Below are 19915 nucleotides of genomic sequence, written 5' to 3'. Positions count from 1 at the left end.
GTGAGCGGCGGCGATCAGGACGGCGTCGGCAACAGCGGCAGACCCGATCCGTTCGCACCGGTGGATTACCCCACCGATGCGGGATTGCCGCCACCGCTCAGCGCGCCGCCACCGTCGGGTTATCCGCCGCCGTATCCGGCTTCGGTGAACCCGTATTCGGGCTACCAACCGCCCGTCGGCTACGGATACAGCTACGGATACGACCCCTACCGGCCGATCCGTCCTGCGGGCACGAACGGGATGGCGATCGGCTCGCTGGTGAGCTCGCTGGTCGGCGTGTTCTGCTGCGGCGTGACGTGCATCGTCGGGGTCATCCTCGGCGTCATGGCGATGCGCGAAACCAAACGCACCGGACAGGACGGCTACGGAATTGCGTTGGCGGGCACCATCATCGGCGGGCTCGCGGTGGCAGGCTTTCTCGTCTACATCCTGCTGTACATGAGCCTGCTCGCCAGCGGATGGCAGTGGATCTGAGCCTCACTGCGGCGGACGGAACGGCTCGCCCTGGCGCTGCATGCCTGCGGCGCGGCCCTTTCCGGCGATCACCAGGGCCATCTTCCGGCTCGCCTCGTCGATCATCTCGTCGCCCAACATGACCGCGCCCCTGGCCCCGCCGGCCCGCGAGGTGTGCCATTCGTAGGCCTCGAGAATCAGCTCGGCGTGGTCGTAATCGCTCTGCCGTGGACTGAAAATCTCGTTGCCCGCTGCGATCTGATCCGGATGCAGCACCCATTTGCCGTCGTACCCGAGGGCCGCGGAACGGCCGGCGACGCGGCGGAAGCCGTCGACGTCGCGAATCTTGAGATAGGGCCCGTCGATCGCGAGCACCCCGTGCGTGCGCGCCGCCACGAGGATGCGCATCAGCACGTGGTGGTGCGCGTCGCCGACGTCGTACCCCTCCGGCTGTTCACCGACCTCGAGCGTGCGCATGTTCAAACTGGCCGCCATGTCGGCGGGCCCGAGCACCAACGCCTGCACCCGCGGAGCGGCCGCGATCGCGTCAATGTTGGTGAGGCCCTTCGCATTCTCGATCTGCGCCTCGATGCCGATGCGGCCCACGGGAAGGTCGTGGGTGGCCTCGAGCTGGCTCAACAGCATGTGCAGCGCCTGGATGTGGGAGGCGTCGCTGACCTTGGGCAGAACCACGATGTCCAGTGCGGCACCAGCGGTCGAGATCACCTCGATGATGTCGGCGTAGGTCCACGGCGTCGTCCAGTCGTTGACGCGCACACCGCGCAGCTGACCGGCCCAACCCGGCTCCGCCAGAGCCGTGGCCACCCGCGTCCGGGCCTCGGCCTTGGCCTCCGGCGCGACGGCGTCCTCGAGATCGAGGAACACCTCGTCAGCGGTCAGGGTTTTCGCCTTCTCGACCATCTTCGCGCTGCTCCCGGGAACGGAAAGGACCGTTCGGCGGGGTCGATACCGGTTTTCCACAACCACACTCTCTACCCTTTGATGCATGGCGGCGGTCAACAGGGTCTATGCGGCCCGTCTCGCGGGGATGGTGGTCTTGGGCCCCGACGGGGAGTCCATCGGCCGTGTCCGTGATGTGGTGGTCAGCATCAGCCTGGTGCGCCAGCAACCCCGCGTCCTCGGCTTGGTTGTCGAAATGCTCACGCGGCGAAGAATTTTCGTACCGATTCTGCGGGTGACGTCGATCGATCCCGGCGCCGTGACGCTGGCCACCGGCAGTGTGTCGCTGCGCCGGTTCGTCCAGCGCCCCGGTGAAGTGCTCGTGCTCGGTCAGGTGATCGAAACCCGGGTGCGCGTCGACGATCCCGATCTGCCACAACTGGCCAACGTCGACGTGATCGTCGTCGACCTCGGCATCGAGCAGACGCGCACCCGGGACTGGATGGTCACCAAGGTCGCCGTCCGCCCGCACCGGCGCCTGGGCAGGCGCGCCAACGTGCACGTGGTGGACTGGCAGCACGTTCAGGGCCTGACACCGTCGGGTCTGGCGATGCCCGGCCAGGGCGTGGCGCAGCTGCTCGATCAGTTCGAGGGCCAGCGCGCCGTCGAGGTGGCCGAGGCGATCCGGGAGCTGCCGGCCAAGCGGCGCTACGAACTGGTCAACGCCCTCGACGACGAGCGGTTGGCCGACGTGCTGCAGGAGTTGCCCGAAGACGACCAGCTCGATGTGCTCAGGCGGCTGCCCGCCGACCGGGCCGCCGATGTTCTCGAGGCGATGGACCCCGACGACGCGGCCGATCTGCTCGGGTCGATGACGCCCACCGACGCCGAGCAGTTCCTGCGCCGCATGGATCCCGAGGATTCCGAGGATGTCCGCCGCCTGCTGGCGCACTCCCCCGACACCGCGGGCGGGCTGATGACGTCCGAGCCCGTGGTGCTGGCCCCCGACACCACCGTGGCCGAGGCGCTCGCGCGGGTCCGCGACCCGGACCTCACCCCGGCGTTGGCCTCGTTGGTGTTCGTCACCCGCCCCCCGACCGCCACGCCGACCGGCCACTACCTGGGTTGTGTGCACCTGCAGCGGCTGCTGCGCGAGCCACCGGCGGATCTGGTCAGCGGAATCGTGGACACCGATCTGCCCAACCTGTCCCCTGATGACTCGCTGGGTGCGGTGACGCGCTACTTCGCGGCCTACAACCTGGTGTGCGGACCGGTCGTCGACGAGGAGAACCACCTGCTGGGCGCCGTGTCGGTCGACGACGTGCTCGACCATCTGCTGCCCCACGACTGGCGCGAGACCGAAGAACCCGAGCTCACCGGCGCCGAAGGCACCTCATGACCGACCGCAGCCGGCTCGATGTGCCGCTGGCCACCCGGCGGCGGTTCTCGTTGAACGTCGACCCCGAGGCGGTCGGGAACTTCAGCGAGAAGATCGCCCGGTTCCTGGGCACCGGTCGCTACCTGGCGTGGCAGACCATCCTCGTGGTCGTCTGGATCACGCTGAACCTGTTCGCGGTCGGGCTGCGCTGGGACCCCTACCCGTTCATCCTGCTCAACCTGGCGTTCTCCACCCAGGCGGCTTACGCGGCGCCGCTGATCCTGCTGGCGCAGAACCGCCAGGAGAACCGCGACCGCGTGTCGCTGGACGAAGACCGCCGCCGCGCGCTGCAGACGAAGGCCGACACCGAATACCTGGCTCGCGAACTGGCCGCGCTGCGGTTGGCGATCGGCGAGGTGGTCACCCGTGATTACCTGCGCAGAGAGCTCGACGAGATGCGCGAAATGCTGGCCGCCCTGCAGCACGCCCCGGGCGAATCGAGCGACGACGACCCCGGCCACGGCGACCCGGGTGAGCGCCGGCCCAAAAAGTCGAGTGCAGGTGGCTAACGAATTGCTGTAACGCGGCGGTTATCTAGTAGGTATGGTGACTTGGTTCACAAGCGATCGCAAACATAGGACGGTTGAGTGCACATAAGGGGAGGAGCCGCCGCCCTCAAGGCCGTGCGGCGCCAAACGGGGCGTCTGCGGCGAATCCCGGGCCCTCGAGTGCAGAAGCTGGCATCCGCCAACCGCATGCGCGCCGGCCTCGGCGTGGCCATCATCACCCCGATCATTCTGGCCGGCAGCGTCGGCGCCTCGGCGCCCACTCCGCGTACGACCTCGGATGCCGCGGTGACGCCGCTGGCCGCCGTCGAGCCGTCACCGGGCACGCGGGCGGGCGCATCGGTGGTCGCCGTCGCCAAGGAGCCGATGGCCTTCCACATCGCCGCCTCGACGGTGTCGGCTCCGCCCCCCGCTGCGGTGGTGAATTCGCCTGGCACACTGGGCATTCCCGGTATGGCCTTGTCGGCGTACCGTAATGCCGAGCGCATCATGGCGTCCGCCTACCCCGGCTGCGGCCTGAGCTGGAACCTGTTGGCCGGTATCGGGCGCATCGAGTCGATGCACGCCAACGGAGGCGCGACCGACGCCCGCGGCACGGCCATCCGCCCCATCTTCGGGCCTGCGCTCGACGGCACGCTGCCCGGAAACGAGATCATCGTGCAGAGCCGCGTGGCCGACCGCGTCACCTACGCGCGCGCCATGGGACCCATGCAGTTTTTGCCCGGCACCTGGTCGCGGTACGCCTCCGACGGTGACGGCGACGGGAAGGCCGAGGTGCAGAACCTGTTCGACTCGTCGCTGGCCGCCGCCCGCTACCTGTGCAGCGGCAACCTGAACCTGCGCGACCCGAACCACGTCATGTCGGCGATTCTGCGTTACAACAACTCGGTGGCCTACGCGCGCAACGTGCTGGGCTGGGCCGCGGCCTACGCGACGGGCGTCGTGCCGATGGACCTGCCCCCGATCACCGGATCGGTCCCGACCCTGGAAGACACCGTCGCAAACGTGCACCTCACCGATCTCAAGGAGTACCAGGGGCTCGGTCCGGGGCTGCCCCTCAACGCATTGGGACTGCCCGCGGGCGATCCGTTGGCGTTGATGCCGCTGCTGGAGCGCGACGCGGTGGCCAGCCAGATGGGCAACATGCCTGGGTTCGCCCCTGGTCAGCGGCTCGGACCCCTGCCAGGACCGGCGCCGCAGGCCCCGGCGACACCCCAGGCGCCGGCGATCCCGCCGCCGTGGACACCGCCGTGGATGCAGCCGCAGCGGCCCGAGTGCGCGGTGTTCTGCATCGAGGACAACCCGGCGCCACCGCTGCAACCCGCACTCGGCGGGCCGCCGATCGCCAACCCGATGCTTCCACCCGCTCCGGCGCCGCTCGCGCCGCCCGCCCCGGTGGGAGCTCCGCAGCCGGGACCCGCGCCGGTCGGCGCACCGGCTCCGGTCGCTGCACCGGTCCCAGCTCAAGCACCCGGCCCGGCTCAAGCACCAGCGCCCGGTCCGGCCGCCCAGCCAGGGCCCGCACCCGGACCGGCGGCCCAGCCGGGTCCGCCGCCCGGACCCGTCGGTTAAGGGCCACCGTCGAGTCGGCCTAGACTCGACGGTGATGTCTCATTCACCCGCTGACCTGGAATCTGAGATCCGTCGCGCGCTGGCCAAGGTGATCGACCCCGAGCTGCGGCGGCCGATCACCGAGCTCGGGATGGTCAAGGACGTCACCGTCGAACCCGCCGGGGCCGTCCATGTCGAGATCTACCTGACCACCGCCGCGTGCCCGAAGAAGACCGAGATCTCCGATCAGGTGAGCCGTGCCGTCGCCGACGTCCCCGGAACCGGCGCCGTTCGGGTCAGCCTGGACGTGATGAACGACGAGCAACGCACCGAACTGCGCAAGCAACTGCGCGGCGATTCGCGTGAGCCCGTCATCCCCTTCGCCCAGCCCGGTTCGTTGACCCGCGTGTACGCGGTGGCCTCCGGTAAGGGCGGCGTCGGCAAGTCCAGCGTCACCGTGAACCTCGCCGCGGCCATGGCCGCGCGTGGCGTGTCGGTCGGAGTGCTCGACGCCGACATCTACGGGCACTCCGTTCCCCGCATGATGGGCATCACGGACCGGCCCACCCAGGTGGAGTCGATGATCGTCCCGCCGGTCGCCCACGACGTCCGGGTCATCTCGATCGCGATGTTCACCCAAGGCAACACCCCGGTGGTCTGGCGCGGCCCGATGCTGCACCGCGCGCTGCAGCAGTTCCTCGCCGACGTCTACTGGGGCGACCTGGACGTGCTACTGCTCGACCTGCCGCCGGGCACCGGCGACGTCGCGATCTCGGTGGCCCAGCTGATCCCCGGCGCGGAGATCCTGGTGGTCACCACGCCCCAACTGGCCGCCGCCGAGGTGGCCGAGCGCGCGGGCGCGATCGCACTGCAGACCCGTCAGCGCATCGTCGGTGTGGTGGAGAACATGGCCGGGCTGACGTTGCCCGACGGTACGACCATGCAGATCTTCGGCGAAGGCGGCGGCAAACAGGTCGCCGAGCGGTTGTCGCGCGCGATCGGTGCCGACGTGCCGTTGCTGGGCCAGGTGCCGCTCGACCCCGAGCTCGTGTCGGCGGGCGACTCCGGTGTCCCGCTGGTGCTCTCCGCACCCGACTCGGCGGCCGGTAAGGAGTTGCGCAGCGTCGCCGATGCCCTTTCGAGCCGCAAACGCGGACTGGCGGGCATGTCGCTGGGCCTGGACCCGGCCGGTCGATAACGGTCTCGTGTTCGAGCCCGAACTCCGTCACACCCTGTCCGACAAGGCGTTACAGTGCTGTTCGTGGGCAGGGCTTTGTTAGCCAACGGGCGCGGCAAGTTGCTGGCGCTCGTCGCGTCCATCACGCTGTCCGTCGCCCTGTTCTACGCCCAGAGCGCCGAACCGCCCACCCAGCATCCCGGCCCGCCACCGGTCGGGCAGCAGGATGTCCCCGCGGCCGCCCCCAAGGTCAACACACCCACCGAAGCGGAGTTGCTCGCGGCCAGTGCTCCCGTTGCCACGGCGGCCACCCCGTTCGCGTTGCCCGCCGGTATCACGCCCGAAAACGGGTTACAGGTCAACACGATTCGGGTGGCCCGCGCGATCAGCGTGTTGTTCCCCGAAGTCAAGACGATCGGCGGATACCGCCAAGACCCGCTGAGGTGGCATCCGAACGGCTTGGCGATCGACGTGATGATCCCGAATCACGGCAGCGAAGAGGGCATCGCGCTCGGCAACCAGATCGCCGGGATCGCGCTGGCCAATGCGGAGCGTTGGGGTGTGATCCATGTGATCTGGCGGCAGGGCTTCTATCCCGGCGTCGGCGCTCCCAGTTGGACCGCGGACTACGGCAACGAAACCGCCAACCACTTCGACCATGTGCACATCGCCACCAACGGCGGCGGATACCCGACCGGGGACGAGGAATACTTCATCTGAGCCCGCGGGGTCTACGTGGCGTCGGTGTCGAACGGTGTCGTCGCAGGCGCTTGCGGGGATGCGGGCGGCGCCGACTGCGCAGGGGGCTCGGGTGAGCTGACCGGTTTGTCGGGCTGCTTACGGTCGAAATTTCCGGTGAAGATCGAGTCGTCGCCGTCGAGCAGGTGCTTGGTGAGCGCGGCGCGCGGCGTCATACCGCGCAATTTGTTGAGCTCGCTGAGCGGCTCGCGCAGGTCGTCGAACTCCGGCCCGAGGTCTTCACGCAGTTGGCTGGTGGCCCCGCTGATGTAGTCACGGGCCTGACGCAGCGCGCCCGTCGTCCACCGGATCGCACCGGGCAGCCGTTCGGGGCCCAGGATCACCAGACCGGCGATCACCAGGATCAGCATCTCGCCCCAGCCGACGTTGGCGAACATCGGCTACGTGGTGTCGGGACCCGGGTTGACGGTCAGCGTCACCCGCCGTCCGTCGCGCATCACCTCGATCGGCGCGTCTTGGCCGATCTTGAGCTGACGGACGGCGACCACGAACTCGTCGGCGTCGGCCACGGTCCGGTCCCCGACCTTGACCACGACGTCGTTCTCCAGAATTCCCGCCTTCTCCGCCGGGCTGCCGGCCTTGACGTTGGCCACCTGGGCGCCCGAGGCGATGTCGTTGCTCACCGAGCGGGCGGTCAGGCCCAGCGTCGGATGGGCGATCTTGCCGTCGCGGATCAGCGAGTCGACCACCGTCTTGACCTCGTTGATCGGGATCGCGAATCCGAGCCCGCTGGCGCTGTCGGACAGCGACTTACCGGCGGTGTTGATGCCGATCACGTTGCCGTCCATGTCGATCAGGGGCCCGCCGGAGTTGCCGTGGTTGATCGGCGCATCGGTCTGCAGACCGTCGATGACGGTGTCGGTGTCGGAGCCGTCTCCCGAGAGCGGCACCGGGCGGTGCAGCGCGCTGATGATTCCGGCGGTGACGGTGCTGCGCAGGCCCAGCGGAGCACCCGCGGCGATCACCTCGTCGCCGACCCGCAACTTGTCCGAGTCGCCCATCTGCGCGACGGTCAGGTTGTCGACGTTGTCGACCTTCAGCACGGCCAGATCGGTCTTCGGGTCACGGCCCACAAGGTTGGCGGGCACCTCTTTGCCGTCGTTGAAGACGATCTTCATCTTGTACTTGCTGGGGTTGTTCGCGGCCTCGGAGATGACGTGGTTGTTCGTCACGATGTAACCGCGACCGTCGATGACCACGCCGGAGCCCTGCGAACCCTCCTGATCACTGGTGGCCTCCACCGTCACCACCGAATCGGCAACGGCGGCAGCGACTTTGGCGATATGCCCCTCCGGCGGCGGGCCGGCGTCGGTGGTGTCCAGCGTGACCTTGGACGTGGTGAACGCCTCGACCACCTCGGCGGTCTTGCGGCCTACCCACCCGCCTGCGAACCCGATCACCAACGCGATGATGGCCAACATCGCCAGCGCGACGTAGGAGACCCGGCCGCCGAACAGCACGTCGCGCACACCCAACTTGCCGGTCGGGACATTGGCCGGGATTCGCGGCGGCTCGTGGACGGCGGGGGCGCCCAGGGCGGCCGGCGCCGAGGGATCGCGCCACGGGTCTGCGGCCAGGTCGGTGTCCTGATCCCGCTCGGCTTCGAGCGCGCCCGCGTCGGCGGGATGGCGCTGTAGCGAGTCGCCGCCGGGGTAGGGCTTGCCGAACGCCTCGGCCAGCACCGGATCGGGCGGCTGGTTGGTCGGCGTGAACTCGCCTTGGTCGCGATATTTGTCGAGTCCCACGAACGAACCCTCGACACCGTCGGGCCTGCCGAACGCGCGCTGCGCCGCCGGATCGACGGGCGGCCGCGAGACAGGGCGGGGTTCCAGGCGCTCGCGCCCGGTCTGGTCGAGATTGGTCACCCGGTCATCACCCTCTGTGAAAGCGCCCTCGAATGCCGGGGCGGATCGCTGCTCGTCTTCGCATTTACCCTACCGGCGCCTGCGCCGAGAGCGCTGTGTGCTGTCAGCAAACTCTGACCGCTGCGTATCGACGGGCGGCTCCGGCGGAGCATGGTGCGGGATCTCGGATAACAGGCCCAGAAGTGAGCTGGGCATGGCGACTGGCCGGGACTCCCGCAACGCCGCGCGCGCCTGCCGCTGGGCTTCGACCTCGGCGGCGCACTGCGGACACAGCGATAAGTGGTGGGCGGCGCGTAGATGTGCGGTCAGCCGCAGTTCACCGTCGACGAAGGCGGCGATGGCCTCCGTCGAGAGGTGTTCGGTGGAACCGAACTCGCGCGGCCCCACGGGCGCGTCGCTCTGGGATGCGAACTGAGCGGGCAACCACGAGAAGGCCCGGCGGAACACGTGTCCCCGGTCGACCATCGCCCAGCTCCTCTCGCTGCGTGTCACGGCGTCCATTCGAATGTAGCGCGGAGCGCCGTGCCAAGCCCGCGAACGTCAGGCCGTTTTGGCCGCGCCGCCGGGGCGAGCCGATGTGGCGGTCTCGCTGTGGTTGGCCAGGTAGTCGCGAAGGGCCTGCCGCCCGCGGTGGATGCGGCTGCGCACGGTGCCCAGCTTGACGTCGAGCGTCGCGCCGATCTCCTCATAGGACAGCCCCTCGATGTCGCACAGCACGACGGCGGCGCGGAACTCGGGAGGCAACGAATCCAGTGCGGCCTGCAGGTCGGGGCCGAGCCGCGCGTCGTGGTAGATCTGCTCGGGGTTGGGGTCGTCGGCCGGAACCCGGTCGTAGTCCTCGGGCAGCGCCTCCATGCGGATGCGCCCGCGCCTGCGCACCATGTCGAGGAACAAGTTGGTGGTGATGCGGTGCAGCCAGCCCTCGAACGTGCCGGGCTGGTAGTTCTGCAGCGAGCGGAACACCCGGATGAACGTCTCCTGGGTGAGGTCCTCGGCGTCGTGCTGATTACCCGACAGGCGGTAGGCCAGTCGGTACACCCGGTCGGCGTGCTGGCGTACCAGCTCATCCCATGAAGGCATGGTCGACTTGTCGCCCGTGGCGTCGAACACGGCGGTGCCGGTCATTTCGTCGGAAGGCTCGACCCATTCGGTGTCCACGAACTGTTCGAGGTGGGACATCGACGTCGGTGCCATCTTGATGGTCGTCAGATCCTCCTGGTCCAAGCCGCCATCATGGTGCGGCGGTTCGCTACTGCCCGCAACGCGGAGATCCGTGTAGGTATTCCCTGGTTGGTCCCCTGGATGCCAGCGTCCGCCGTTTTCCATGGGACATACCGTCTCCGACCGTTCCGTGCCTGGCATATGAGCAAACTGAACATTTCCTGAGAAAGCTCTTCTACCCATTTATGACCTGCGCGAACCCGCCGACGATTCGTGTGATCCGGCGATCGGGAACGGGCGTGTCGCGATGCTGGCCCCCACCGGTTGGCTACGCTGCGGGCATGGCCGGCACCGACGACGTCATCGGAGGGCACAGCCGTGCCGAAGCCATCGTGTCGCATGCCGAGCAGTCCATCTCCGAGGACGCGATCGTCGCGGCGGCCCGTGAACGCGCCGTTGACATCGGCGCCGGCGCCGTCACTCCCGCGGTGGGCGCGCTGCTGTGCGTGTTCGCGAAGCTGACCTCCGCCAAGGCCGTCGTCGAAGTCGGCACGGGCGCCGGGGTCAGCGGCCTGTGGCTGCTCTCAGGGATGCGCGAAGACGGCGTGTTGACCACCATCGACGTCGAACCCGAGCACCAGCGCATCGCCAAGCAGGCGTTCAGCGAGGCCGGGATCGGGCCGGGGCGAAGCCGGCTGATCAGCGGCCGCGCCCAAGAAGTGCTGACCCGCCTCGCCGACGAGTCCTACGACCTGGTGTTCGTCGACGCCGATCCGTTGGACCAGCCCCAGTTCGTCGCCGAAGGTGTCCGGTTGCTGCGTCCAGGCGGCGCGATCGTCCTGCACCGCGCGGCGCTGGGAGGCCGTGCCGGCGACGCCGGCGCCAACGACGCCGAGGTGGCGGCGGTGCGCGAAGCCGCACGGCTGATCGCCGAGGACGAACGGCTCACCCCGGTGTTGATCCCGCTGGGCGACGGCCTACTGGCCGCCGCGCGCGACTGAATCTCCCCCAGCTCGGACCCATGCCGTAATGCGGCATGTGCATTTTTGCGGCTGCTCGCGGTGGCCTCTTGACCGCTGGCTGAACACACGTTTAATCTACTGAACATGCGTTCAGCCCCGAACGACCTCACCGCTATCGCGCGGATCCGCGACGCTGCGATCGAGCAGTGGGGCCAGCACGGCTTCGCCGTCGGCCTGCGGACCATCGCCGAGGCGGCAGGGGTGTCCGCGGCGCTGGTCATCCACCACTTCGGCTCGAAGGACGGGCTGCGCAAGGCGTGTGACTCGCACGTCGCCGACGTGATCCGCGAGAGCAAGACCGAATCGCTGCAGACGCACGACCCCGCCACGTGGCTTGCACAGATGGCCGAGATCGAGTCGTACGCGCCGCTGATGGCCTATCTGGTGCGCAGCTTGCAGTCGGGCAGCGAACTGGCCAAGGCGTTCTGGCAGCAGATGATGGACAACGCCGAGCAGTATCTCGACGAGGGCGTGCGCTCCGGCCTGCTCAAGCCGAGCCGCGATCCCCGGGCCAGGGCTCGGTTCCTGTCGATGGCCAGCGGCGGGGGCTTCCTGCTGTATCTGCAATTGCATCCCTCCTCCGATCTTCGTGTGGCGCTTCGCGATTACGGCGAGGAGATGGTGCTGCCCGCGCTCGAGTTGTACACCGAGGGGCTGATGGCCGACTCGGCGATGTACGACGCGTTCCTCGAGCAACGCAAGAAGGGCATCCCGTTCAGCACGCCCCGACAAGGAGATGGCGATGACGGCTCAGACAGCACAGCGTCCGCGGCAGGCTGACTTCAACAAGCCTGCTGTCGAGATCCGCGGGCTGACGAAGACTTTCGGGCGCACCCGGGCGCTCGACGGCTTGGACTTGAGGGTCGCACCGGGCCAGATCACCGGCTTCCTCGGACCGAACGGTGCGGGTAAGTCGACGACGATCCGCGTGCTGCTCGGACTTTTGCGGGCAGACAGCGGCACCGTGCGACTGCTCGGCGGCGACCCCTGGCATGACGCGGTGGCACTGCACCGCCGGATCGCCTATGTGCCGGGAGATGTGGCGTTGTGGCCCAACCTGACCGGGCTGCAGGCAATCGACTTTCTGGCCCGGCTGCGCGGCAACGGTGTCGACACGACCCGCCGCGATCAGCTGATCGAGCGGTTCGACCTCGACCCACACAAGAAGGCCCGCACCTACTCCAAGGGCAACAGGCAGAAGGTCGCCATCATCGCCGCGTTCTCCACCGCCGCCGAGCTCTACATCCTCGATGAGCCGACGTCCGGCCTGGATCCGTTGATGGAGAAGGCGTTTCAGGAGTGTGTGGGCGAAGTCGTTGGGCGCGGCGCTGGGGTGCTGTTGTCGAGCCATATCCTGGCCGAAGTCGAAAAGCTGTGTGACAGCGTCACCATCATCCGCGCCGGTCGCACTGTGCGGGCCGGCACCCTCGCCGAACTGCGACACCTGATGCGCACGACCGTGACCGCGCGCACCCGCAACGACGGGCAGCGCCTTCGGGATGAGCCCTTCGTCCACGATTTCGCGGTCACCGACGGGCACTACGTCTTCTCGGTCGACCGCAACGACCTCGACCGCGCGATGGGCCTGCTGACCGGGCTCGGGATTCTCGACCTGACCGTCACCCCGGCATCGCTGGAAGACATGTTCCTGCGCGAATACCGGGGGGCCGAGCGATGACGGCGGTGACGACGCGTGCGCCCCGCAGCCAGCGGCATCGTCTTGCGCACGCATGGACAGGCACCGCCGACCTGCTGTGGCTGGCTCTGCGCCGCGACCGGGTGCGGCTCGGCGTCTGGGTCGGCGTCCTGACGATGCTGATGGCCTACGCGCCCGCCGCCATGGAACTGGCCTATCCCCAAGAGGCGCAACGGCTCACACGGGTGGATCTACTGAAGACGCCCGCGGGAATGATGATGGGCGGGCCGATGTTCGGCCGCAACGAGACCGACCTCGGCGCGATGATCGCGAACGAGATGATGCTGACGCTGATCGTCGCCGCGTCGATTCTCGCCATTCTCACCGTGATTCGTCATACCCGGGCCGAAGAGGAGAGCGGCGCAGCCGAGTTGGTGCTGTCGTCGGTCGTCGGCCGCCATGCGCGGACCGCAGCGGCACTGATTCTGGTCGGCGGGGTCAACGCCGTCCTCGCTGTGACGATGACGCTGGCGATGGCCGCGAGCGGCTTCTCACTCATCGACACCGCGGCGATGTGTCTCGGCGTGACCGGCGTGGCAATGCTTTTCGGCTCGGTGGCCGCGGTGACCGCGCAGTTGTGGCGCCAAGCACGCACGGCATCGGGCGCGGCCATGGCCGTGCTGGCAATCGCCGCGGTGGTCCGTGGAATCGGCGATGTGATCGACAACTCCGGCAGTGCGCTGAGTTGGTTCTCCCCGATCGCGTGGGCCCAGCAGATGCGCGCGTTCGTCGATCTGCGGTGGTGGCCGTTGGCGCTGCTGATCTCGCTCACCGTCGCCCTCATCGCGCTGGCCGCGGTGCTGGAGGGCAGGCGTCAGTACGACGACGGCGTCATCCCGTCCACCGGTGAGCATCCCGACGCCCGACCGATCAGGGGTGTGCTGGGTCTGCACCTGATGCTGCAGCGGGGTCAGACCGTCGGCTGGACCATCGGATTGTTCCTCGCCGGCCTGGCTTTCGGATCCATGACCAAATCCCTGCTCGACGCGGCGGAGTCCAACGAGGTGATCCGGCTGATGATGGCCCAGCAGGGCGCCGACGGTGTGTACACCACGATGACGCAGTTCCTCGCGGCCGCGGCGAGTGCGTACGTCGTCGCCGCCGTGCTGCGCGTTCACACCGACGAGGGCAACGGTCTCGGGGAAGCCGTGTTGGCCGGATCGGTGTCGCGGTGGCGCTGGCTGACGACGGCCGTGGTGGCGGCGGTGCTCGGTTCGGTGGTGCTGATGTTGTTCGCCGGTCTGGGAAACGGGTTGGGCGCGGGCGTCACCGTCGGCGAACCGGCGACCGTACTTCGTCTGACGCTCGCCGGGGTGGCCTTCGTTCCCGCGCTGGCGGTCATGGCGGGTGTCGCGGCGCTCGCCGTCGCCGTGCGGCGGCCCGTGCTGGGTTGGGTGGCGGTGGCGTTCGTCGTCACCGCGCTGTATCTCGGGCCGCTGCTGCGGTTGCCGCAGTGGCTCATCGACCTGTCGCCGATCGGCCGCACCACGGCGCCGATCGACTACCCGGTGACCACGATCGCCGTCCTTGCTGTCGTCGCCGCCGCCCTGACCTGGGTGGCCGGCCTCCTGTACCGCAGGCGCGACGCCGTCTGAGGAGTTGTCGTGAAAATCGCGCTGCAGTCGTTGGCTTCGGCCGTCTTCGGATTCGTCTTCTTCGCCACAGCGCTGTTCTGGCCGGCCGGGACATTCGACTATTGGCAGGCGTGGGTTTTCATCGGCGTGTTCATCATCGGCACGATGGGGCCCAGCATTTACCTCATGGTCAAGCGCCCCGACGCCCTGCGCCGCCGGATGAGAGCGGGACCGTTCGCCGAAACGAGACCGGTGCAAAGGGTCGTGATCACCGCGACCGTGCTGATGGTGGTCGTGGTGCTGGTGATCAGCGCCCTCGACCATCGCTTCGGATGGTCGGCGGTGCCGACGGCGGTGGTGGTGCTCGGCGATGTGCTGGTGTGGACCGGTCTGACGGTGTCGCAGTTCGTCATCATCCAAAACGACTATGCCGCAGCCACCATCACCGTGGAGTCGGGTCAGTCGCTGGTCTCCACGGGTCTGTACGGCGTGGTCCGCCACCCGATGTACGCCGGCACGCTGGTCATGATGCTCGGAACCCCGCTCGCGCTGGGTTCCTACTGGGGGCTGGTCGCGATTCCACCCGCGGTGCTGCTGCTCGCGGTGCGCATCGCCGACGAGGAACAGATGCTGCGGCAGCAACTGGCGGGCTATCGGGAGTACATGCAGCAAGTCCGATTCCGGTTGGTGCCCCACGTCTGGTGAGAGTCGCCTCTACGGCGGCCCGATCGGCCGATAATGCGGAGGTGGAACTGCTCACCGGGCTCGGCCTGGCGACGGCGGCAGGACTCAACGCATACATCCCGCTGCTGGCGCTCGGCCTGCTGTCGCGGTTCACCGACCTGGTTGCCCTGCCCGCCGGCTGGGCCTGGCTGGAGAACGGCTGGGTGATGGCTATCGTCGCGATACTTCTGGCCGTCGAGATCATCGCCGACAAGGTCCCGGCTCTGGACAGTGTCAACGACGCCGTCCAGACCTTCGTCCGCCCGACCGCGGGCGGCATCGTCTTCGGTTCGGGCACCGCGGCGCAAACGTCGGCGGTCAGCGACCCCGGTGCTTTCGCCCAGTCCGGGCAGTGGATCCCGGTCGTGCTGGGTGTCGTCGTCGCGTTGGTGGTGTCGCTGACCAAGTCGACGGTGCGGCCGGCGGCCAACGTCGCCACCGCCGGGGTCGCTGCACCGGTGCTGAGCACGGTCGAGGACGGCGTCAGCGTCGGGCTGGTCTTCGCCGCGATCCTGGTTCCGGTGCTGGTGCTGGTGGCCGTCATCGTCTTGGCGTGGCTGACGGTCAGGATCCTGCGGCGACGACGCCGCAACGCCGCACCGGGCTGACCCGGGGCGCGTTACGTGAGGGTGGTGACGTAATGCCCGCCGGAGTAGTAGTCGATGTTCAGCTTGCCGCTGGCATCCTTGTAGCCACAGGTGGACACCGTTCCCTTCTTGTTGTACGTCCCTCCGGCGGCCTTGCATTCGCTCTTGATCGTCTGGTCCGACAGCTTCTCCGCGTGTGCGGCCGGAGCGGTCGTGGTTATCAGCGCGCCGACCGCGACGGCGCCCGCGGCGATGGCGGCGGTGATGCTGTTGCGTCTCATCGTGTGCCTCCTGTGGTTGTGGCCTCGCTGGCCGGTGCTGGTTGAACCACCATGAGACACACGGGGTTGCGGCAAAACGGGGCGACCACCCACACCGTTCGAACCGTGGTCGGGACCGGCGGGCGGTTCGCGATTAGGGGGTTGGGGGTTAGATCCAGACGCCCTTGCCGACCGCGACCACTCCCCCGGCGCTGATCGCGAACCGCTCGCGATCCTTGTCGAGGTCGACCCCGACCATCTCGCCCGGCCCGACGACCACGTTCTTGTCCAGGATCGCGTGGCGCACCACCGCGCCGCGGCCGATCCGGGCACCGGGCATGATCACGCTGCCCTCGACGATCGCCCCGTCGTCGACGACGACGTTGGACGACAACACCGAATTCCGCACGGAGGCAGCCGAGATGATGCTGCCGGCGCCGACGACCGACTCCTGCGCCGAGCCGCCGTTGACGAACTTCGCCGGCGCCAGCATCTCCGACTCCCCGCGGATCGGCCAGCGCTTGTTGTAGAGGTTGAACACCGGGTGCACCGACACCAGGTCCATGTGCGCGTCGTAGAACGCGTCGAGGGTTCCCACGTCGCGCCAGTAGCCGTGATCGCGTTCGGTCGCACCCGGCACTTCGTTGTTGCTGAAGTCGTAGACCGCAGCCATGCCGTCGTCGACCAGACGCGGGATGATGTCGCCGCCCATGTCGTGGTCGGAGTGGTCGTCGTCGGCGTCGGCACGGATCGCGTCGATCAGCACCTTGGTGGTGAAGATGTAGTTGCCCATCGACACGAACGCCTCGTCGGGATTGTCCGGCGTGCCCGGCGGATCGGCGGGCTTCTCGACGAAGCTGCGGATGCGGCCGGACTCGTCGGCGTCGATGACCCCGAACGCGGTGGCCTCCGCGCGCGGCACCCGGATACCCGCAACCGTCGCGCCCGCGCCGCTCTCGATGTGGAACTGGACCATCTGCTCGGGGTCCATGCGATAGACGTGGTCGGCGCCGAACACGACGATGTAGTCCGGGTCCTCGTCGTAGATGAGGTTCAGCGACTGGTAGATCGCATCCGCAGAGCCCGTGTACCACCGTGGGCCGAGCCGCTGCTGGGCCGGGACGGGCGTGATGTACTCGCCCGCCAGACCCGACAACCGCCAGTTCTGAGAGATGTGACGGTCAAGCGAGTGCGACTTGTATTGCGTCAGCACGCAAATGCGCAGATACCGCGCGTTGACCAGATTCGACAGCACGAAGTCGATCAGGCGGTAGGCGCCGCCGAAGGGAACGGCGGGCTTGGCTCGATCCGCGGTCAACGGGTAGAGCCGCTTGCCCTCCCCGCCGGCCAGGACGATGCCCAGCACGTGTGGCAGTTCCCTCATGCCTCAAACCTATCGGCCGCTTCTGTCCTGGGCTACCCATTCCACTTCGAGTCAACGTGTCCGACGCGATCCGGCGACCCCCGACGCCACGGCCCTCCTGCGGTGGCTTGCACCCGTAACTAGGGTCGAAACCATGCGGGTGGCGATGATGACTCGGGAATATCCACCCGAGGTTTACGGCGGGGCGGGGGTGCACGTCACCGAGTTGGTCGCTCAGCTGCGCCGCCTCTGCGAGGTCGACGTGCACTGCATGGGCTCCCCGCGCGCGGACGCGATCGTCGCGCAACCCGACCCGGCGCTGCGGGGCGCCAACGCCGCGCTCTCGATGCTCTCGGCCGACCTCAACATGGTCAACGCCGCAGCACATGCCGACGTGGTGCACTCGCACACCTGGTACACCGGGCTGGCCGGCCACCTCGCCGCGCTGCTCTACGGGGTTCCGCACGTGCTGACCGCGCATTCGCTGGAGCCGATGCGCCCGTGGAAGGCCGAACAGCTCGGCGGGGGTTACCGGGTGTCGTCATGGGTGGAGAAGACGGCGGTGGAAGGGGCCGACGCGGTGATCGCGGTCAGCTCCGGTATGCGCGAGGACGTCCTGCGCACCTATCCCGCGTTGGACCCGAATCGGGTGCACGTGGTGCGCAACGGGATCGACACCGAGGTCTGGTATCCGGCAGAACCGGAGCCGGGCGAATCGGTGCTGGCCGAACTCGGCGTCGACTTGTCGCGGCCCATGGTGGCCTTCGTCGGCCGGATCACCCGGCAGAAGGGCGTCGCACATCTGATCGCCGCGGCGCACGACTTCGCCCCCGATGTGCAGATCGTGCTGTGCGCTGGGGCACCCGACACGCCCGAGATCGCTGCCGAAGTGACCGAGGCGGTTCAGCGTCTGTCGCATGCGCGCGCCGGGGTCTTCTGGGTGCGCGAGATGCTACCCATCGTCAAAATTCGCGAAATCCTATCCGCTGCAACGGTATTCGTATGTCCGTCGGTGTACGAACCACTGGGAATAGTGAACCTGGAGGCAATGGCGTGTGCGACAGCGGTCGTGGGCTCCGACGTCGGCGGCATTCCGGAGGTCGTGGCCGACGGGCACACCGGGCGGTTGGTGCATTACGACCCGCAGAATGCGGCGGCTTACGAGAGCCGGTTGGCCGCGACGGTCAACGAGTTGATCGCCGACCCCGAGACCGCCCGCCGATACGGCGAGGCCGGGCGGCAGCGGTGCATTCAGGAGTTCTCCTGGGCCCATATCGCCGAGCAGACCCTGGAGATCTACCAGAAAGTGGGCAATCCGGCGTAGCCGGTCACTCCTGAACCGTCAGCTCGTGACGTTCTTCAGTTCGTCCCCGAGTGCGGCGGCCTCATCAGGGGTCAGCTCGACGACGAGTCTCCCGCCGCCTTCCAGTGGTACCCGCATCACGATGCCGCGCCCCTCCTTGGTTGCTTCCAGAGGACCGTCGCCGGTCCGGGGCTTCATCGCCGCCATCGAGTGCTCCCTCCAGATGAGCCGGCCCGCCCGCGGGCTCGGTCGGGGCCGAGACTGCCCACTCGTTTGACATTCCCGGCACTGAAACTGCTACTGAACGCCTCTATTGTTCCCTATCGGCGCCGTTCGGTGTGCAAAGACCCGGCTAAGAACGCTTCTCGGAGGCCGCGCACGTCGCCGGGACCCAGCAGTCGGCGGTGTGATCGTCGACCATTCCGGTTGCCTGCATCAATGCGTAGGCGGTGGTTGGCCCCACGAAGCGGAAGCCCCGACGTTTCAGTTCCTTGGCCATCGCGGTCGACTCCGGGGTGACGGCCGGAACGTCGGCGAAGCTGGCCGGCCGCGGCCGGGGCGGGGGTGCGAACGACCACAGCAGCTCGGCGAGGTCGGCCCCCGTGTCGCGCAGGTCGGCCGCCGCTCGCGCGTTGGCGATGGTGGCCTCGATCTTGGCGCGGTTGCGCACGATTCCGGCATCGCCCATCAACCGCGTGACGTCGCGTTCGGTGTAGCGCGCGATCCGATCGATGTCGAAACCGTGGAACGCGCGGCGGAAGTTCTCCCGTTTGCGCAGGATCACCAGCCACGACAGCCCGCTCTGGAACGCTTCGAGGCTCACCCGCTCGAACAGCGCGACCGAATCGCGCAGCGGCCGCCCCCACTCGGTGTCGTGATAGTCGCGGTAGAGAACGAAATCAGCTGGAGCCAAACGTGATTCGTCGATCCAGGCGCAGCGGACACGGCCGTCGGATTCGACGGAGGGTTCTTCGACGGTGGCGGTCATGACTCGTCACCGCCCTCCGACTGCAGTGCATGCGCGCCACCCTCGACGGGCTCGTCGTCCTCGATGCCGTGCGTTGCCCGCAGGGTGGCCAGCTGACCACGCAACTGGTCGAGTTCCTGGCCCAGCCGGTCGAGCACCCAGTCGACCTCGCTGGTCTTGTAACCGCGCAGCGTCTGGGCGAACTTGACGGCGTCGACGTCGGCGCTCGTCACACCGGAGGCGGGTAGGACCGTCGCGGTGGTCTCCCGAGGTAGCGGGGGCAGCGGTTCACCGCGGCCGAACACCACGCTGCCTACGGCGAACAGCACCACCGCGATCAGGACCAGAACCACCAGATACAACAGGACAAGGGTCACGGTTCGATACTGCCTCAACGCGCCGACAGGTCGCTTCGTAGTTCGCGCCGAACGTGGGTTACCGACACGCCTTCCTCGGCGCAGATTCATACGGTCAGTGCAACATCCCTGGATTTGGAGGTTGCACATGCCAAGTGGTTATCCGCATCCGCGGTCGACGCGTCGGGAGTTGTTTGATCGGGTGTGTCAGGGCGTGGGAGTCGAGCGAGCAGCCCAGGAGATGGGTGTGTCAA

General features: G+C 68.1%; 23 protein-coding genes. 13 read left to right on the top strand and 10 right to left on the bottom strand.

All coding sequences use genetic code 11. The features are described from left to right. Positions 1–474, top strand: a complete 474-nt coding sequence (locus tag RMCN_RS02465; protein WP_110765732.1) for a DUF4190 domain-containing protein — start codon at positions 1–3, stop codon at positions 472–474. A gap of 3 nt (positions 475–477) precedes the next feature. Here the strand turns inward: RMCN_RS02465 and RMCN_RS02460 are convergent, their stop codons facing one another. Then, positions 478–1434, bottom strand: coding sequence for an HpcH/HpaI aldolase/citrate lyase family protein (locus RMCN_RS02460; RefSeq protein ID WP_110765731.1), 957 nt, complete (start codon positions 1432–1434; stop codon positions 478–480). A 25-nt stretch (positions 1435–1459) separates the two neighbouring features. Here RMCN_RS02460 and RMCN_RS02455 point away from each other — a divergent pair, with 25 nt between their 5' ends. From RMCN_RS02455 to RMCN_RS02435, 5 genes are all read left to right on the top strand, one after another. Beyond that, positions 1460–2752, top strand: coding sequence for a magnesium transporter MgtE N-terminal domain-containing protein (locus tag RMCN_RS02455; RefSeq protein WP_064411847.1), 1293 nt, complete (start codon positions 1460–1462; stop codon positions 2750–2752). After that, a complete protein-coding gene (locus RMCN_RS02450; protein ID WP_064411848.1) occupies positions 2749–3300 on the top strand; it encodes a DUF1003 domain-containing protein in 552 nt (183 codons plus the stop codon). The genes RMCN_RS02455 and RMCN_RS02450 overlap by 4 nt, the downstream gene beginning before the upstream one ends. 186 nt (positions 3301–3486) lie before the next feature. Then, positions 3487–4869, top strand: coding sequence for a lytic transglycosylase domain-containing protein (locus tag RMCN_RS02445; RefSeq protein ID WP_165604397.1), 1383 nt, complete (start codon positions 3487–3489; stop codon positions 4867–4869). Between the two features lie 34 nt (positions 4870–4903). Then, on the top strand, positions 4904–6046 hold the full coding sequence (locus RMCN_RS02440) for an Mrp/NBP35 family ATP-binding protein (RefSeq protein WP_067387020.1): 1143 nt from the start codon (positions 4904–4906) through the stop codon (positions 6044–6046). Positions 6047–6100: 54 nt separating this feature from the next. Next, entirely contained in the window at positions 6101–6745 is a 645-nt protein-coding gene (locus tag RMCN_RS02435) for a VldE C-terminal domain-containing protein (RefSeq protein ID WP_067387018.1), read from the top strand. An 11-nt stretch (positions 6746–6756) separates the two neighbouring features. Here RMCN_RS02435 and tatB read toward each other — a convergent pair whose 3' ends face one another. The 4 genes from tatB to sigE all read right to left on the bottom strand — a co-directional run bounded on the left by tatB (position 6757) and on the right by sigE (position 9975). Further along, positions 6757–7161, bottom strand: a complete 405-nt coding sequence (gene tatB / locus RMCN_RS02430; protein ID WP_064411850.1) for a Sec-independent protein translocase protein TatB — start codon at positions 7159–7161, stop codon at positions 6757–6759. A gap of 3 nt (positions 7162–7164) precedes the next feature. Then, on the bottom strand, positions 7165–8649 hold the full coding sequence (gene htrA, locus RMCN_RS02425; RefSeq protein ID WP_067387016.1) for a serine protease HtrA: 1485 nt from the start codon (positions 8647–8649) through the stop codon (positions 7165–7167). 69 nt (positions 8650–8718) lie between these two features. Then, on the bottom strand, positions 8719–9114 hold the full coding sequence (rseA, locus tag RMCN_RS02420) for an anti-sigma E factor RseA (RefSeq protein ID WP_067387055.1): 396 nt from the start codon (positions 9112–9114) through the stop codon (positions 8719–8721). A 75-nt stretch (positions 9115–9189) separates the two neighbouring features. Next, complete coding sequence (gene sigE, locus RMCN_RS02415) at positions 9190–9975, bottom strand: RNA polymerase sigma factor SigE (protein ID WP_067387014.1); 786 nt, start codon at positions 9973–9975, stop codon at positions 9190–9192. Positions 9976–10151: 176 nt separating this feature from the next. Between sigE and RMCN_RS02410 the strand changes: the two genes are divergently transcribed. The 6 genes from RMCN_RS02410 (at position 10152) to RMCN_RS02385 (ending at position 15433) form a co-directional block, all read left to right on the top strand. Beyond that, a complete protein-coding gene (locus tag RMCN_RS02410) occupies positions 10152–10811 on the top strand; it encodes an O-methyltransferase (RefSeq protein ID WP_064411853.1) in 660 nt (219 codons plus the stop codon). Positions 10812–10916: 105 nt separating this feature from the next. Then, entirely contained in the window at positions 10917–11612 is a 696-nt protein-coding gene (locus RMCN_RS02405) for a TetR/AcrR family transcriptional regulator (RefSeq protein WP_064411854.1), read from the top strand. Next, complete coding sequence (locus RMCN_RS02400; RefSeq protein ID WP_067387053.1) at positions 11575–12510, top strand: ABC transporter ATP-binding protein; 936 nt, start codon at positions 11575–11577, stop codon at positions 12508–12510. The genes RMCN_RS02405 and RMCN_RS02400 overlap by 38 nt, the downstream gene beginning before the upstream one ends. Beyond that, a complete protein-coding gene (locus RMCN_RS02395; RefSeq protein ID WP_067387012.1) occupies positions 12507–14123 on the top strand; it encodes an ABC transporter permease in 1617 nt (538 codons plus the stop codon). Before RMCN_RS02400 ends, RMCN_RS02395 begins: the two co-directional genes overlap by 4 nt. A gap of 9 nt (positions 14124–14132) precedes the next feature. Further along, positions 14133–14807, top strand: coding sequence for a methyltransferase family protein (locus tag RMCN_RS02390; RefSeq protein WP_067387010.1), 675 nt, complete (start codon positions 14133–14135; stop codon positions 14805–14807). Positions 14808–14848: 41 nt separating this feature from the next. Beyond that, on the top strand, positions 14849–15433 hold the full coding sequence (locus RMCN_RS02385; RefSeq protein ID WP_067387008.1) for a DUF4126 domain-containing protein: 585 nt from the start codon (positions 14849–14851) through the stop codon (positions 15431–15433). 11 nt (positions 15434–15444) lie between these two features. Here the strand turns inward: RMCN_RS02385 and RMCN_RS02380 are convergent, their stop codons facing one another. After that, positions 15445–15693, bottom strand: coding sequence for a hypothetical protein (locus RMCN_RS02380; RefSeq protein ID WP_064411858.1), 249 nt, complete (start codon positions 15691–15693; stop codon positions 15445–15447). A gap of 148 nt (positions 15694–15841) precedes the next feature. After that, positions 15842–17056, bottom strand: coding sequence for a glucose-1-phosphate adenylyltransferase (gene glgC / locus RMCN_RS02375; RefSeq protein WP_064411859.1), 1215 nt, complete (start codon positions 17054–17056; stop codon positions 15842–15844). 133 nt (positions 17057–17189) lie between these two features. Here glgC and glgA point away from each other — a divergent pair, with 133 nt between their 5' ends. Continuing rightward, entirely contained in the window at positions 17190–18359 is a 1170-nt protein-coding gene (glgA, locus tag RMCN_RS02370) for a glycogen synthase (RefSeq protein ID WP_067387006.1), read from the top strand. 18 nt (positions 18360–18377) lie between these two features. Here glgA and RMCN_RS02365 read toward each other — a convergent pair whose 3' ends face one another. From RMCN_RS02365 to RMCN_RS02355, 3 genes are all read right to left on the bottom strand, one after another. After that, positions 18378–18545, bottom strand: coding sequence for a DUF3117 domain-containing protein (locus tag RMCN_RS02365; RefSeq protein ID WP_005059648.1), 168 nt, complete (start codon positions 18543–18545; stop codon positions 18378–18380). A gap of 145 nt (positions 18546–18690) precedes the next feature. Next, on the bottom strand, positions 18691–19326 hold the full coding sequence (locus RMCN_RS02360) for a DNA-3-methyladenine glycosylase I (RefSeq protein WP_067387004.1): 636 nt from the start codon (positions 19324–19326) through the stop codon (positions 18691–18693). After that, a complete protein-coding gene (locus tag RMCN_RS02355; RefSeq protein ID WP_064411862.1) occupies positions 19323–19682 on the bottom strand; it encodes a DivIVA domain-containing protein in 360 nt (119 codons plus the stop codon). The genes RMCN_RS02360 and RMCN_RS02355 overlap by 4 nt, the downstream gene beginning before the upstream one ends. Between the last annotated feature and the right edge of the window lie 233 nt (positions 19683–19915).

Source organism: Mycolicibacterium novocastrense (genome assembly GCF_001570485.1).
In the GTDB taxonomy this organism is placed as follows: domain Bacteria; phylum Actinomycetota; class Actinomycetes; order Mycobacteriales; family Mycobacteriaceae; genus Mycobacterium; species Mycobacterium novocastrense.
The sequence above is the reverse complement of the archived record's forward strand: the minus strand, read 5'-3'. Positions and strand labels throughout refer to the sequence as shown.

Bases quoted from the DNA above. Each gene is read 5' to 3' on its own strand.
- glgC (WP_064411859.1), bottom strand. From the start codon at position 17,056: ATGAGGGAACTGCCACACGTGCTGGGCATCGTCCTGGCCGGCGGGGAG.
- RMCN_RS02410 (WP_064411853.1), top strand. From the start codon at position 10,152: ATGGCCGGCACCGACGACGTCATCGGAGGGCACAGCCGTGCCGAAGCC.
- RMCN_RS02395 (WP_067387012.1), top strand. From the start codon at position 12,507: ATGACGGCGGTGACGACGCGTGCGCCCCGCAGCCAGCGGCATCGTCTT.
- sigE (WP_067387014.1), bottom strand. From the start codon at position 9,975: ATGGAAAACGGCGGACGCTGGCATCCAGGGGACCAACCAGGGAATACC.
- glgA (WP_067387006.1), top strand. From the start codon at position 17,190: ATGCGGGTGGCGATGATGACTCGGGAATATCCACCCGAGGTTTACGGC.
- tatB (WP_064411850.1), bottom strand. From the start codon at position 7,161: ATGTTCGCCAACGTCGGCTGGGGCGAGATGCTGATCCTGGTGATCGCC.
- RMCN_RS02365 (WP_005059648.1), bottom strand. From the start codon at position 18,545: ATGGCGGCGATGAAGCCCCGGACCGGCGACGGTCCTCTGGAAGCAACC.
- RMCN_RS02380 (WP_064411858.1), bottom strand. From the start codon at position 15,693: ATGAGACGCAACAGCATCACCGCCGCCATCGCCGCGGGCGCCGTCGCG.
- RMCN_RS02405 (WP_064411854.1), top strand. From the start codon at position 10,917: ATGCGTTCAGCCCCGAACGACCTCACCGCTATCGCGCGGATCCGCGAC.
- RMCN_RS02455 (WP_064411847.1), top strand. From the start codon at position 1,460: ATGGCGGCGGTCAACAGGGTCTATGCGGCCCGTCTCGCGGGGATGGTG.
- RMCN_RS02450 (WP_064411848.1), top strand. From the start codon at position 2,749: ATGACCGACCGCAGCCGGCTCGATGTGCCGCTGGCCACCCGGCGGCGG.
- RMCN_RS02445 (WP_165604397.1), top strand. From the start codon at position 3,487: ATGCGCGCCGGCCTCGGCGTGGCCATCATCACCCCGATCATTCTGGCC.
- RMCN_RS02360 (WP_067387004.1), bottom strand. From the start codon at position 19,326: ATGACCGCCACCGTCGAAGAACCCTCCGTCGAATCCGACGGCCGTGTC.
- RMCN_RS02440 (WP_067387020.1), top strand. From the start codon at position 4,904: ATGTCTCATTCACCCGCTGACCTGGAATCTGAGATCCGTCGCGCGCTG.
- rseA (WP_067387055.1), bottom strand. From the start codon at position 9,114: ATGGTCGACCGGGGACACGTGTTCCGCCGGGCCTTCTCGTGGTTGCCC.
- RMCN_RS02400 (WP_067387053.1), top strand. From the start codon at position 11,575: ATGACGGCTCAGACAGCACAGCGTCCGCGGCAGGCTGACTTCAACAAG.